Source organism: Thermanaerothrix sp. (assembly GCF_056331585.1).
Window position 1 is genome coordinate 1 of record NZ_JBWGPQ010000001.1, and the last position, 13,750, is coordinate 13,750.

The 13,750-nt window shown below is 49.4% G+C and carries 16 protein-coding genes; 12 read left to right on the plus strand and 4 right to left on the minus strand.

The genetic code is table 11. The features are described 5' to 3' along the window. The first annotated feature begins 92 nt into the window (after positions 1-92). Both AC01YT_RS00005 and AC01YT_RS00010 read left to right on the plus strand, forming a co-directional pair. A complete protein-coding gene (locus AC01YT_RS00005; RefSeq protein ID WP_476671990.1) occupies positions 93-656 on the plus strand; it encodes a class I SAM-dependent methyltransferase in 564 nt (187 codons plus the stop codon). Between the two features lie 16 nt (positions 657-672). Next, the gene (locus AC01YT_RS00010; RefSeq protein WP_476671992.1) at positions 673-1,038 is read left to right on the plus strand and encodes an SCP2 sterol-binding domain-containing protein; all 366 of its coding nucleotides are present in this window, start codon (positions 673-675) and stop codon (positions 1,036-1,038) included. On the opposite strand, the gene AC01YT_RS00015 is transcribed toward AC01YT_RS00010, so the two are convergent. Beyond that, positions 1,032-1,385: a metal-sulfur cluster assembly factor gene (locus AC01YT_RS00015; protein WP_315623370.1), complete on the minus strand. Its 354-nt coding sequence runs from the start codon at positions 1,383-1,385 to the stop codon at positions 1,032-1,034. The genes AC01YT_RS00010 and AC01YT_RS00015 overlap by 7 nt on opposite strands. Further along, positions 1,336-2,007, minus strand: coding sequence for a helix-turn-helix transcriptional regulator (locus AC01YT_RS00020; RefSeq protein WP_476671993.1), 672 nt, complete (start codon positions 2,005-2,007; stop codon positions 1,336-1,338). Before AC01YT_RS00020 ends, AC01YT_RS00015 begins: the two co-directional genes overlap by 50 nt. Positions 2,008-2,205: 198 nt before the next feature. On the opposite strand from AC01YT_RS00020, the gene sufC reads away from it, so the two are divergent. The 7 genes from sufC (at position 2,206) to AC01YT_RS00055 (ending at position 8,372) form a co-directional block, all read left to right on the plus strand. Next, positions 2,206-2,988 (plus strand): Fe-S cluster assembly ATPase SufC, encoded by a 783-nt coding sequence (gene sufC / locus AC01YT_RS00025; protein WP_476671994.1) that lies wholly within the window; start codon positions 2,206-2,208, stop codon positions 2,986-2,988. A 37-nt stretch (positions 2,989-3,025) separates the two neighbouring features. Beyond that, the gene (gene sufB / locus AC01YT_RS00030; RefSeq protein WP_476671995.1) at positions 3,026-4,441 is read left to right on the plus strand and encodes a Fe-S cluster assembly protein SufB; all 1,416 of its coding nucleotides are present in this window, start codon (positions 3,026-3,028) and stop codon (positions 4,439-4,441) included. A 44-nt stretch (positions 4,442-4,485) separates the two neighbouring features. After that, entirely contained in the window at positions 4,486-5,850 is a 1,365-nt protein-coding gene (gene sufD, locus AC01YT_RS00035; protein WP_476671996.1) for a Fe-S cluster assembly protein SufD, read from the plus strand. A 168-nt stretch (positions 5,851-6,018) separates the two neighbouring features. Then, the gene (locus AC01YT_RS00040) at positions 6,019-6,315 is read left to right on the plus strand and encodes a hypothetical protein (RefSeq protein WP_315623380.1); all 297 of its coding nucleotides are present in this window, start codon (positions 6,019-6,021) and stop codon (positions 6,313-6,315) included. Positions 6,316-6,343: 28 nt separating this feature from the next. Further along, positions 6,344-7,606 carry a cysteine desulfurase gene (locus tag AC01YT_RS00045; RefSeq protein ID WP_476671998.1) on the plus strand — a complete coding sequence of 421 codons (1,263 nt, stop codon included), beginning with the start codon at positions 6,344-6,346 and terminating at the stop codon, positions 7,604-7,606. Between the two features lie 22 nt (positions 7,607-7,628). After that, a complete protein-coding gene (locus tag AC01YT_RS00050; RefSeq protein WP_476672000.1) occupies positions 7,629-8,036 on the plus strand; it encodes an iron-sulfur cluster assembly scaffold protein in 408 nt (135 codons plus the stop codon). Positions 8,037-8,042: 6 nt separating this feature from the next. Then, on the plus strand, positions 8,043-8,372 hold the full coding sequence (locus AC01YT_RS00055) for a non-heme iron oxygenase ferredoxin subunit (RefSeq protein WP_476672001.1): 330 nt from the start codon (positions 8,043-8,045) through the stop codon (positions 8,370-8,372). An 88-nt stretch (positions 8,373-8,460) separates the two neighbouring features. Here the strand turns inward: AC01YT_RS00055 and AC01YT_RS00060 are convergent, their stop codons facing one another. Together AC01YT_RS00060 and AC01YT_RS00065 are read right to left on the minus strand one after the other, a co-directional pair. Continuing rightward, the gene (locus tag AC01YT_RS00060; RefSeq protein WP_476672003.1) at positions 8,461-9,114 is read right to left on the minus strand and encodes a PIG-L deacetylase family protein; all 654 of its coding nucleotides are present in this window, start codon (positions 9,112-9,114) and stop codon (positions 8,461-8,463) included. A gap of 5 nt (positions 9,115-9,119) precedes the next feature. Further along, positions 9,120-9,920, minus strand: a complete 801-nt coding sequence (locus tag AC01YT_RS00065; protein WP_476672004.1) for a class I SAM-dependent methyltransferase — start codon at positions 9,918-9,920, stop codon at positions 9,120-9,122. Between the two features lie 157 nt (positions 9,921-10,077). On the opposite strand from AC01YT_RS00065, the gene AC01YT_RS00070 reads away from it, so the two are divergent. Genes AC01YT_RS00070 through AC01YT_RS00080 form a run of 3 tightly spaced genes read left to right on the plus strand, consistent with a single transcriptional unit; the run spans position 10,078 to position 13,702 of the window. Continuing rightward, entirely contained in the window at positions 10,078-10,779 is a 702-nt protein-coding gene (locus AC01YT_RS00070) for a FadR/GntR family transcriptional regulator (RefSeq protein ID WP_476672005.1), read from the plus strand. A gap of 23 nt (positions 10,780-10,802) precedes the next feature. Continuing rightward, positions 10,803-12,653 (plus strand): 2-oxoacid:acceptor oxidoreductase subunit alpha, encoded by a 1,851-nt coding sequence (locus AC01YT_RS00075; protein WP_476672007.1) that lies wholly within the window; start codon positions 10,803-10,805, stop codon positions 12,651-12,653. Beyond that, entirely contained in the window at positions 12,650-13,702 is a 1,053-nt protein-coding gene (locus tag AC01YT_RS00080; RefSeq protein WP_476672008.1) for a 2-oxoacid:ferredoxin oxidoreductase subunit beta, read from the plus strand. Before AC01YT_RS00075 ends, AC01YT_RS00080 begins: the two co-directional genes overlap by 4 nt. Positions 13,703-13,750: the final 48 nt, after the last annotated feature.

Genomic DNA, 13,750 nt, shown 5'->3' on the forward strand with positions numbered 1-13,750 from the left:
GCAGCCTTCATGGCCATTGTTCGCTCCCCTGTCCCAACTCATGTCTGAACTTCAGGTTAGAAAATATTCATTTGCGAGTACAATAAAGAGGCATGAGGGAAAATATCCATTTTGAGTGGCTAGCGCCATGGTATGAAAAAATCTTCAAGCCACCCCCTCGGGAAGAGATTGAGCGTCTTTTGCAATTGCCTACATCGGGTTGGTTGTTGGATGTGGGAGGGGGAACAGGGCGGGTTACTTCCTCATTGGTGGTCGTCGCTCGAAGGGTTGTAGTTTTAGATTTATCTATGGGAATGTTACGTCAAGCGAGGCTTAAACCCGCTCTTTTACCAGTGCGGGCGCAGGCTGAATTTCTACCCTTTCAAGCCCATACCTTTGACCGAATTTTGATGGTAGATACTTTTCATCATCTCGCAGACCAAAGAAGAGCCCTGGAGGAGCTGTTGCGTATATTGGCCTTTGACGGCGTGCTGATGATTGAAGAGCCGAATTATCGTCACCCCTTGGTTAAACTCATTGCTCTTTTTGAGCGCCTGATGGGAATGAATAGCCATTTTGTTTATGGTGAAACTATTGAAAGTGCACTCAGGCAGATGGGTTACGTACCGGAGTGCCGTAAAGATGGGGCTATAATCCGAATATTGGTGAGAACGTGAAACAAAAGGAGGGCCTATGGATGAGATCACAATCCGCGATATTATGCTGAATCTCCCTCGAGCTTTTTCCCCGGAAAACGCCCAGGATGTTCGTGCGGTTGTTCAGTTGCATGTTACCGGTGACGAGCCAGGCGACTGGGTTATTCGCATTCAGGAAGGCCAATGTGACGTGAACGAAGGACAGGTTGCAGGTGCGGACCTTGTTTTTACAGCAGAAGCCCGTGACCTGTTGGAAATGCTGCACGGTCGGCTGAATCCCTTAAGTGCTTATATGATGGGGCGACTTGATTTTAGGGGGAACAGCACATTAGCCATGAAGTTGCCATCCCTTTTTGCCAAGGGGATGGCATATCTTAAGCAACAGCGTGGCCAGGATCAATAAAGACCCCACCCTAAGTCAATCCCTTCTTCCATCATGGAGAAGTCCCACATTTCCATGCCGAGTTCAATAAAGGTGGGAAGCCCTAATGCTTCTTCGGCTTTTTGGCGGGTCATTTCGATCAAAGCAGGACCATAGGGGCAGAAGGGCGTCGTTAAGATCATGCGAATCATCACTTGGTCGGGTTCGATCCGAACATTACGAATCAACCCCAATTGAATAACATTTAGACCGATTTCGGGGTCAATAATCTCGCGCAGTGCATCACGTAATTTATTGCAGGCTTCAGGGTGGGTGGCTTCAGCGTCCCACACGGGACGATTCGTTCCGGGTTGAGAGGGATTTTCCATGTTCTTTCTCCGATTTGATGATGTAGACACAACGTTGGTCTTTTTGAACGATACACGTGACTTTGTCAGCAGGGTGGGTCAATAAAGTTGAGATTAGGGATTGGTCTACCGAGCAAACTTCAGGATATTGCTGACTTAAGTAGTAGTAGGGGCAATTAACCTCTCGGATACGATACGTATCACCATCTTTTTCCCACTCGACTAAAAAACCTTCCTCGGCGAGGATTTTACGCAAAAATTCTAATCGTTCTTCAGTGCTCATCTTTTCTACCACGTTTTGGTACCCTGTGGCGATTTCCTCACCGATTTGGGCAAATATTTCGCTCATAACCTGTGGGGAAAGGGTGCCTTTTAGTTGGTTTAAGAGCCGTGTTGTCAAACGAACGTAACGGGTGGGAAAGCGTTCCAAACCCGCCTCGGTCAGGTAGTAAACTAACCGCGGACGCCCGACACCATGACGTTCCTCCTCGCTAGCTACCAAACCCTCGGCAAGTAATGCGTTCAAATGGTGACGAACCGATATTGGGCTGATCCCAACCGCCTGAGCCAGTTCGTTAATGGTACAGCGAGGGTTAGCAAGTAACGTTTGTAAGATACGTTCGCGGGTGCTTTTTGTGTTCATCAATAATTATTCCCGTTATTTTCCCATTAGAAGCCATGAGTATGAAAGCCCATGATTTCTGATGAAAGTATAACAAAGGTCCATCAAATTGTCAATATATTAGAATATTATCATAAATATTGACCAGATCACAAAAACATGCTATAATGCGCTCAACTTGATCCAAAGAGGTTTATTTCCTAGGAGGTAACGAAATTCATGACCGACGCATTAGTGATTCGCAACCTAAAAGTGCGCGTGGAGGGTAAGGAGATTCTAAAGGGAGTTAACCTGACCTTACCCAAGGGTGAGGTGCATGCGATTATGGGACCCAATGGTACCGGGAAATCTACTCTGGCTTACACCCTGATGGGGCACCCGGGCTACGAGGTTGTTGAGGGCGAAGTATGGTTTAAAGGTCAGAATATTTTAGAACTGGAACCCGATGAACGAGCTCATTTGGGTATCTTCTTGGCTTTTCAATATCCGGTGTCCATTCCGGGTGTAACTGTGGCTAATTTCCTGCGCACTGCGCTCAATGCCCAACGCCGCGCCCGCAACCCGGAAGATAAAGGTATCCCAATCACCGAATTCCGCAAATTGCTGAAAGAGAAGATGGCTTTGCTCAATATGGATCCGTCCTTTGGGGGACGGTATTTGAATGATGGTTTCTCCGGCGGCGAAAAGAAGCGCGCTGAAATTTTACAGATGGCGGTCTTGCAACCTGAGATTGCTATTCTGGACGAGACGGACTCGGGGCTTGATATTGACGCACTGCGCATCGTTGCCCATGGTGTCAATGCCTTGAGGGGGCCCAATCTGGGAGTGTTGGTCATCACTCATTACCAACGCATCTTGAATTACATCAAACCGGATGTGGTTCATGTGATGATGGATGGCCGGATTGTTGAAACCGGTGGCCCTGATTTGGCCTTGCACCTCGAGGAAAAGGGTTACAGTTGGGTGCGCGAGAAACTGGAAGGTGATTCGGTTCTGGCGTAACCCCGATGATGAGTGGTGAGTTTGAGCGGAGGGCAAAATGGTAGCAAAACCTCAGCAAGAAGAATTCCTGGAGCAATTGGGTGAGTACCGTTATGGTTTCGCCGCTCCAGATGTGTCGGTGTTCAAGGTTCGCAAAGGGCTTGATGAGGAGGTTGTAAAGCAGATTTCCTGGATAAAGGGTGAGCCCCAATGGATGCTTGAGTTCCGTTTACGGGCTCTGGAGCATTTCCGCAAGCGCCCTATGCCTATGTGGGGGGCTGACCTTTCGGGGCTTAACCTGGATGATATTTACTATTATGTCAAGCCCACGGATAAAGAGGGGCGTTCTTGGGATGACATCCCTGACCCGATCAAAGAAACCTTTGAGCGATTAGGTATTCCTGAGGCGGAACGGCGGTTTCTGGCTGGCTTGGGCGCTCAATATGAGTCCGAGATGGTCTATCACAGCATCCAGGAACATCTGGCCAAGCAAGGGGTGATCTTTGTCAGCATTGAGGATGGCTTGCGTCATTACCCCGATCTGTTCCGTGAATATTTCGGTAAAGTGATCCCGATTGAGGATAACAAATTTGCGGCGCTTAATAGCGCGGTGTGGTCGGGGGGGTCGTTCGTCTATGTGCCCAAGGGTGTCAAGGTTGATCTGCCCTTGCAAGCCTACTTTCGCTTGAATGTGGCCAACATTGGCCAATTCGAACGTACTCTGATCATTGCAGACGAAGGTGCGCAGGTGCACTATGTTGAGGGATGCACGGCGCCTATCTACTCAACCGATTCGTTCCACAGCGGTGTGATCGAAATTGTGGTCAAGAAAGGGGCTCGAGTGCGGTATACCACCATCCAAAATTGGTCTACCAATGTGTATAACCTGGTCACTCAACGGGCTATTGTGGAAGAAGAGGGGACCATGGAGTGGGTAGACTGCAACTTGGGCTCTAAAATCACCATGAAATACCCATCGTGCTATTTGATGGGTCCGGGAGCCCATGGTGAAATCCTTTCTATGGCATTTGCCGGGCCTGGTCAGTGGCAAGATGCGGGCGGTAAGGTGATCCATTTCGCGCCGCACACCAGTAGCAAGATCACCTCAAAGTCCATCAGTAAGGGCGGCGGACGAGCGTCCTATCGCGGCCTCTTAAGGGTGCACAAAGGCGCTTACAATGCCCGTTCCAACGTTGTCTGTGATGCTTTGTTGTTAGACCCGAAGTCGCGATCAGATACCTATCCGTATATTGAGATTGACGAAGAGGACGTGACCATCGGTCATGAGGCTTCGGTCTCAAAGGTGGGCGAGGAACAACTTTTCTACCTGATGAGCCGCGGTCTGAGCGAAGAAGAGGCAACAACTATGGTGGTTTCTGGGTTTATCGAGCCGTTGGTCAAAGAACTGCCCATGGAATACGCGGTGGAAATGAATCGGCTTATCCAATTGCAGATGGAAGGCTCGATTGGTTAATCATTGTACATCGAAGATATTGGATAGAAAAGGATGTGGAGGCTATGACGAAGGAAACCCCTGAGATTGTCATTCGAGGTCGGCGGCGCGAATCACAAGCGCCGGTAAAGACCTTTTCCTTTCAACGGTCCATGGTGCGAGTGGACGGCCTGAGTTCGGGTATCCAAGCTTTTCGTGAGCGGGCTTGGAATCTCTTTGAAAATTTGCCCATGCCCGATCCCAAGGATGAGGCTTGGCGACGTACCGATATTAGCGGGCTTCAGGCCGATCTCTTTCGTCTGCCTGAATCGGATGCCTATCTTGATCTTGCTCCACTAGATGAGAGTTTGCTAAGCCCTCTGGCAGGGGAGGCTCATGCTGGTCAGGTAATTCTATTGCCTGGTGGAGCGCGAACCACTCTGGATGAAAACCTATGCGCTCAAGGTATGGTTTTCACCGATTTGCGCACTGCAGAACAGAATTACGCAGAACTATTAGAAACCCGTTTGGGGAAAATCGTTTCCCCGGAAGAAGGTAAGTTTGCAGCGTTGGCATCTGCACTGGCGCAGACCGGAGTGTTCCTATATGTACCAAAGGGGGTTGTCGTTGAACAACCACTTCACAGTTTGCTGTGGGGACCGGGAATAGGTTTAGCCCATATTTCCCATGTGGTCGTATGGTTAGAAGAAGGCGCTTCGGTAACGTATGTTCACGAATATGCCTCGCCGACCGAAACCGGTGGGCAAACGCTTCACGCTGGGTTGGTTGAAGTGTATGTGGGTGAAGGTGCCTCTCTGCGATTCGTTGAACTGCAATCTTGGGGTGAGCATGTCTGGAACTTTACCCACGAGCGGGTCCGCGTTGGCCGCCAAGGCAATGTGGACTGGGTCTTCGGTGCTATGGGAGGGCATTTGACCAAGAATTTTGCCGAGTTGGATCTGGTGGGTGAAGGAAGCAGTGGTCGTATGTCGGGATTTTACTTCACCGATGGCGATCAGCACCTCGATTATGACTCCCAGCAGAACCATCTGGCACCCCATACAACCAGCGATTTGTTGTTCAAAGGGGCGTTGCTTGATCGAAGTCGGGTCGTTTGGCAAGGGATGATCTACGTTGCACCAGGGGCCTTCAAAACTGATGGTTACCAGGCCAACCGAAATCTAGTGCTCAGTCGTCAGGCGCGGGCGGACTCCATTCCCGGCCTGGAGATATTGGCAGATGATGTGCGCTGTACGCACGGGGCCACAGTGGGCAAAATTGATCCTGAACAGATTTTTTATCTGCGTACCCGTGGTATCCCTGATGTGGAGGCTAAGCGGTTAATCGTTGAGGGATTCTTTGACCCGATCATGCAGCGCATTCCGTTTGAGGGTGTACGGGCGCGCTTCCAAGAGGCGATTCAACGAAAGATGTTAAACTTTAAAGGTTGAACATCTACGACCTTTCCCCTGGGTTGCTCTGGCAATGATTTTCAGAACAATCCGGGGGATATACACCATTTGTTATAGGGTTACTCGATAGGGCACATTCGATTCTAACTATAGATGTGCTAAAATTATATGATGTTTGTTCCAAGATCATGCATTTGGGAGGTGGATATGGCAGGTGTACCCTATATGCGTCCACCTGAGCCGGAAAAGGGCTTCGATGTAGGCGATGTGGTGGAAGTCTATTGCGATCACGAGAAAAACGGTCAGCGGGTACGCGGCTGGGTGAAGGGAATCGTGGTGCAGGTGGACTCGAAGATGGTTGCGGTGCAGTTCCGCACCAACGTCTACCTGACCGACGGCTGGATGGTGCCTGATCATATTTTATGGTTCCCGGTCAATTCGCCGCATATTCGTGTACCCCAGAAACGTTCCTCGTCTCGGGTCGAACCGGTGGGCTCGAATTAGCCTTAGGGATGAATCCGGCTAGGTGGTTATGGAGCGTGATATATACATGCGTGCTAACCATTTAAAGGTTATTAGTGTTGAAAAAATTCGGGCGGATTTCCCGATACTCCAACGGGAAGTTCGTCCGGGGGTTAAATTGGTGTATCTCGACTCCACGGCGACGGCTCAAAAGCCGCTTGCCGTGATTGAAGCCATGGATAAATATTATCGTTGGTCGAATGCCAATATTCATCGTGGAGTGCATACCTTGGGCGAGGAGGCTACCGCGCTGTATGAAGCGGCCCGCCAGCGCGTAGCCCGTTTTATTAATGCCCGTAAGACGCGAGAAATTGTTTTTACCCGCAATACCACCGAAGCAATCAACCTGGTTGCCTATTCGTGGGGACGAAGCCAATTACGCTCTGGTGATCTCATTGTACTTACCGAAATGGAGCATCACTCCAATCTTGTCCCTTGGCAAATCCTGGGGGCTGAAAAGGACCTCCGTTTAGAGTTCGTGCCGGTAACGGAAGACGGTTACCTCGACTTAATCGCCTACCAGCAGTTATTGGAACAGCGTCCTCGGTTAGTGGCCTTTACGCATATGTCAAACGTGTTGGGTACCATAAATCCGGTTGCCCAAATGATAGAACTAGCGCACCAGGTAGGAGCAATGGTGCTTTTAGATGGAGCTCAATCTGTACCCCACTTGCGTGTAGATGTGCAGGCGTTAGGGGTTGATTTTTTAGCCTTCTCAGCGCACAAGATGTTGGGTCCTACCGGTATTGGAGTTCTGTATGCCCGAGAAGATTTGCTTGAACATATGCCTCCGTTTCTGGGGGGCGGGGACATGATCAAGAAAGTTCAGTTGAGGTCATTTGTTCCAAACGAAATTCCCTATAAATTTGAGGCTGGGACACCTGCCATTGCAGAGGCGGTTGGCTTTGCAGCTGCAATTGATTACCTGGAAAATGTAGGCATGGAAGCCATTGCCGCATATGAGCATGAGTTGATTGCTTATGCACTAGAGCGTCTTGTGACTATTCCGGGATTGAAGGTTTTTGGCCCACCTGCTGAACACAGAGGGGGTGTGGTGTCTTTTTCTGTTGAAGGCGTGCATCCCCATGATGTAGCCCAAATTCTTGATCGGGAGGGGATAGCCGTGAGGGCTGGGCATCACTGTGCGATGCCGCTACATGAAAAATTAGGGGTTGCGGCAACAACTCGGGCTTCGTTTTACCTTTATAACACCTTTGACGAAGTGGATCGTTTGGTTACGGCGCTGCGAAAAGTGCAAACTATTTTCGGCTGAAAGGCAGGCATCTAGAATTTTCATGGATGACCTTTATCGTGAACTGATTATCGAACGGTATAAAATGCCTCATTATCGGGGCCAATTAGATCCGCATGATATTTCTTATGAGGACGAAAACCCTCTCTGTGGCGATCACATCCGCATTGATTTGCGTGTAGCGGAGGATGGCACAATTACCGAAGCGGCTTTTAGTGGTCACGGTTGTGCGATTTCGCAGGCTGCGGCAGATTTACTTATGGAAGCGATCATTGGTAAGAACCTCGACGACATTAAGGGTTTAGGACGCCAGGATATATTAGATCTCTTGGGGTTTGAAGAATTGGGTCCGGTTCGGATTAAGTGCGCTCTATTACCACTTAAGGTGTTGAAAGCTGGTGTATATGGGTTAGGTCAATCTGGGATAAAAATTGGTGATGAGGAGCTGTAGAAAGCAATGAGTAATGAAGAATATGTTTTTCTAAAAGTGGCCACACGGGATGAGATTCCGGTGGGAGAGCGCTTGTTTCTTGAGATCAACAATGAACCGATTGTCATTATTAATTTAGCCGGTACACTTTTCGCTGTTGGCGATGTATGTACGCATGATGAAGGCCCACTTGGCGATGGTGAGACGGATGGTTATCAAATTATCTGCCCCCGCCACGGTGCCCGGTTTGACTTGCGGACGGGTAAAGCGCTTACTTTGCCCGCAGTGGTGGATATTCCAGTTTATCCCGTTCGCATCGAGGGCAATGACGTTTTCATCGGGATTAGACGAGCCTGAAAAAACACTGAAATGGACTTTGTGATAAAAAGCGATTGCCCTATTGGGCAATCGCTTTTTATCAGCGGGAAATTTCCCATGCAAGCCATTATGAGTCGCTACAGCGAAATGCACCCACGATGCGCAGGATGTCAAATCCTTCCGCATATGGGCGTTCACAGATAGCACCGTTGCGAATGAGGGTAGCCCGCGTGATTTTGGGATCAAAGTAGTAGCGATTCTGGTAAGTCTTATACTCTGCCAAAGCCGCGATTTTCTTTTCGACATCTTCCTCGGTAACCTCGACCAAGAAACTGGGAAAGAAACCGTAACTGGAGCGAATGACATCGAAACCCAGCACAGTTGTGCCTCGAAAGGCTCGTAAGGCTTCCTCGGTTACGGTGGCGTGGTCTTGATGGATGTCGGCTTTGGTGTGCACAAATACCAGATCGGGTTGAAATGTTCGGTTAATTTGGATCAGGTATTCCAAAATCTCCTGCCGCGCGTGAGGAAACCGTCGGGTTTCAAATTGGCCTAGAATGACACGATCTTCAGGCACCCCAAGCACAGCCATACTTCGGTAGTGCTCCTTAACCAGATTCTTGAGTTCAGGATTTTTTTGATTGTCCGAGAGTGTTACACACAGGATCTCGGTTTGATTCACAATGTGAGCAATTAAGGCACCACAGCCCAGTTCAATATCATCAGGGTGTGCACCAATGAAGCACACCCGGTGACCGTAGAAATACATGTCTTGTCCCATAGGCGCTACTTTGTGGCAAGAATTCCACCCACAACTTTGGTCATAACCAATTTGCCCGCTTGCTCTAAGCGGCGAGAAGCAACCTGGGCGATCTGGTCCATGACACGCTGAAAATCATCTTTGCCCTCAAAAAGCCCTTTCCATAGGCGGCGATCCTCAGAAAGTGAAGCCCGTGTATATTCAAGGAAAGGCTCAACGGTTTCAAAGGTCAAAGGATTCTCGAAAATAAAAAGTTCAACTTTAGAGAACTGACGCTGGATGGTGGAGTAAATCTCTGAGGCATAGCGGGAACTACCGGGCATAGGTGGAATAGGCTTCTGGGTGGCCTCTCGAATAATGTCATAGAAAAGTTGTTTGTTGTTGGGCATAGGCCCTGTGGTGAAGAGATGACCGCCAGGTTTTAGGACGCGGTGCATTTCGGCAACAGTGAAAGGAATGTCCTCGGCGTAATAAATGGCGAAACAGCATGATAGCACGTCAAAGTTATTATCCGGGTAAGGAAAAGGACGGTTGAAGTCTAAGTATGAGAACTGAATATTTGTCCCGCGTTTCTGATTCTCCTGGCGGGCTTGAGCGAGAAGTTCCTCATTAACATCACCACCGATAATTTCGGCGTTACCTTCCAAATGTCTGTAAAAGACAAAACACTGTTTACCGGCGCCACAGCCTACATCTAGGATGCGGTCGCCCTTTTTCAGCGGCAACACTTCAAGCATCCACTGGTCAATGTCACGACTGCCGTAGCGGGTGTGGATATCAATCCGAGTCAATAGATCACGGGATGTTTCCTGATAATCGTACTTCATGGTTGGGTCTCCTTTTGGGTCTGCATTGGGGGTAAGTATAAAGATTTGGGGCGAGTTGTCAAGGAATCACCCGTTGAACAGCTTGACGCCGGTATTTTGAACGTGCTATACTAATTATGATAAATAATCAGATTAATCAGAATGATTGAGGTGTGCGGTGCTCTTAGAACGTGTAACGAACCATCACCTCTCGGAGTTTCTGCGTTACCTGGCTACTGAAGCCTGTCAAGAAAGTGAGCACTTACCCTCCTTGACCGAATTAAGCGCTCGTCTCGGCGTTAGTATCTCGGTCTTGAGGGAACAACTAGAAGTGGCACGGGCTTTAGGTTTGGTAGAGGTGAAGCCACGCACCGGCATTCGTCGTTTGCCCTACTCGTTTCGACCGACCGTTGTTCAGAGCCTGGCTTATGCTCTTGCCCTTAACCCCGAGTATTTTAGTGCTTTCTCCGATTTGCGCAACCATATCGAAGCCGCTTATTGGTTTGAAGCCACCAGCCGTCTTAATGAGGAGGATTGTGAGAATCTCTCTCGTTTGATCGAGCGAGCATTCCAAAAACTCCAAGCCAATCCCATCCAGATTCCACATCCGGAACATCGCGAGTTACACCTTACCATTTATCGCCGGCTGAACAATCCATTTGTTGAGGGTATCTTGGAGGCCTACTGGGAACTCTACGAGGCTTCAGGCTTGGATCTGTATGCCGATTTGGCGTATCTGGAACGGGTTTGGAATTACCACCGTAAGATGGTGGAGAGTGTGTGCCAGCGTAACTATCAGGCAGGCTATGAGGCATTAATTGAGCATATGGGTTTGATCCATCAGCGGAGCAAACCCATGCCATTCCAACGCTTTGAGTGAGGTTTCTTCGGACGAGGTAACCTATGACTTCCCCTCAAATTTCTTCCCCCTTAAAAGAGCACGAAGCCCGATCTACCATCATCAATGATTTTTGCATCACAGTAGCCACGATTAATGGCTCGGGAAGCGCAACGGCGAACGGGATTTTGCTACGTGCTCTGTTCACGATGGGCATTCCAGTTTCGGGAAAGAATATCTTCCCTTCCAACATTCAGGGCTTGCCAACCTGGTATTCCATCCGTCTCAGCCGTAAGGGGTATCTAGGACGGATAGAGACGGACGATGTGATTGTCGCCATGAACCCCGCCACCTTTTTGCAAGACCTGAATTACCTCGTACCCGGCGGGGTTCTTTTTTACGACGATAGCATCAAAATGGTCATACCACGTGAGGACATCGTGGTTTACCCGATGCCGGTCAAACAAATTGTGCGCCAGGCGGATGTACCGGCGAATATGCGCGATTATGTCGCCAACATGGTATACGTGGGTGTAGTGGCCCAAATGCTGAACATTGATTTGCAGGCCATTCAACGAGCACTGGCGGTCCACTTCAAGGGTAAACAGAAAGCTATTGATTCGAATTGGGCGATCATCAAGGCGGCGGCAGATTGGGCCGCAGATAACCTGGAAAAACGCGATCCCTATCGTGTGGAACCTATGCCTGCACCGGAGGATCGGATCCTGATTGACGGGAATACCGCCGGGGCTTTAGGGGCAATTTACGGTGGTTTTCAATTGGCTGCTTGGTATCCGATCACCCCGGCTTCGTCTTTTGCCGAAGCGTTAGGTGAGTATGCTCCCAAGTTGCGCAAAGATCCGGTCTCGGGTAAACATACGTTTGCCATCATTCAGGCCGAAGACGAATTGGCGGCAGCAGGGATGGCCATCGGAGCCGGGTGGGCGGGGTTACGAGCAATGGCTTCAACCTCGGGGCCTGGCTTCAGTCTGATGGCAGAATACCTGGGGTTGGCCTACTACGCTGAAGTTCCAGTGGTGATTTGGGATATCCAACGGGTTGGGCCTAGCACCGGTCTCCCCACACGCACCGCGCAGGGTGATTTAACCTTTGCCTATTTTCTCGGTCACGGGGATACACAATACGTGATTTTGTTGCCCGGTAATGTCAATGAATGCTTTGAAATGGGATGGCGGGCTTTCGATATCGCCGAACGTTTGCAGACGCCGGTACTGGTGCTTTCGGATCTGGACCTGGGCATGAATATGCATATTGGTCAACCTTTTGAGTACCCGAATTTGCCGATGGATCGCGGCAAGGTGCTATGGGAAAAGGATCTGGAGCGGTTTTTGAACGAACACCAGGGGCAATGGGGACGGTACCTGGATGTAGATGGAGATGGAATCCCGTATCGTACCTTACCGGGCAATACTCATCCTCGCAGTGCTTACTTTGCCCGTGGTACTGGTCACGATGAGTTTGCGCGCTACAGCGAAGAGCCTGAGGTGTGGGAACGAGTTCTGAACCGGATTGCGCGAAAGATGGAAAACGCGCGAAATTTAGTGCCGAAACCGGTGCTTCACACTCATCCGGGCGCCGAAATCGGGATCATCGCCTATGGTTCGACGGAACCGGCTATTCAAGAGGCGCGTGATTTGCTCGCTGAAAAAGGGTTGGCTACAGACTTTCTGCGTTTGCGGGCCTTGCCCTTTACCGATGAAACGACTGAGTTCTTACGAGACCATTCGCACATTTATGTCGTTGAACTAAACCGCGATGGACAAATGCGCCAATTGCTGGCGATGAATTTTCCTGAACATGCCACAAAGTTGCGCTCGGTGGCCCATGTTGATGGCCTACCTCTGACGGCGCGGTGGGTAACGGAACGGATTGCGGTGATGGAGGGTTTGCAATGATCACTCAAGAGGTATCTTCACCAAAAGTTCAGGTCAATCGAGTTGGACTGAGCCGTTCGGATTATCGTGGATTGCCCAGCACCTTGTGTCAGGGATGTGGGCATAATGCCATTGCTAACCAAATTATCAGCACCATGTTTGAACTGGACGTTGTACCGGAAAAGGTGGTGAAGTTTAGTGGTATTGGTTGCTCGAGTAAAAGCCCTACTTATTTCTTAAACCGGTCCTTCGGTTTTAATGGTTTGCATGGACGAATGCCTTCTTTAGCGTTAGGCGCACTTTTTGCCGATACCACATTGAAGGGAATTGGAGTAAGCGGCGATGGTGATACCGCCAGCATTGGTATGGGGCAATTCAAACATTTAGTGCGTCGCAATCTCCCCATGGTTTACATTGTCGAAAATAACGGTGTCTACGGGTTGACCAAAGGGCAGTTTTCGGCCACTGCCGAGAAGGGCTTAACTCTCAAACGCCAGGGAACGAACCCTTATATGCCGATAGATATTTGCCTGGAAGCGCTGGTTGCTAATGCGACCTTTGTTGCACGTTCCTTTGCGGGTGACCCTAAACAGGTTAAGGAGATTCTCAAAGCAGCGTTTAGCCATCGCGGTATAGCCGTTATTGACATTATCAGTCCTTGCGTTACCTTCCATAACCAGGAAGATTCACTTCACTCATACGCGTGGGGCAAAGATCACGAAATGCCGTTGCATGATATTACCTTTGTTCCACCGCGCGAGGAAATTTATATTGAAGATTTTGAGGAAGGAACTGTTCGTGAGGTTCAACTCCATGATGGTTCAATTGTCATGTTAAAGAAATTGGATCATGATTATGATCCCACCAATCTGTTTGAAGCCTTGCGGGTTCTGGAGGAGGCGAAACAGAACAATTGGTTGATCACCGGGATCATTTATGTGAATCCTAATGCACCCACTATGTTTGATTCTTATGATTTACCGGAAGAACCGCTTAACCGCTTGAGCCAAGATCGCTTGCGTCCACCAAAGGAGACGCTGGAACGGTTGAATCGTGGGTTTGGCGTGTGACCAGTGTCATCGTTCTAGTATTTGCGAATAAGCCCCGTCCATGCTGGG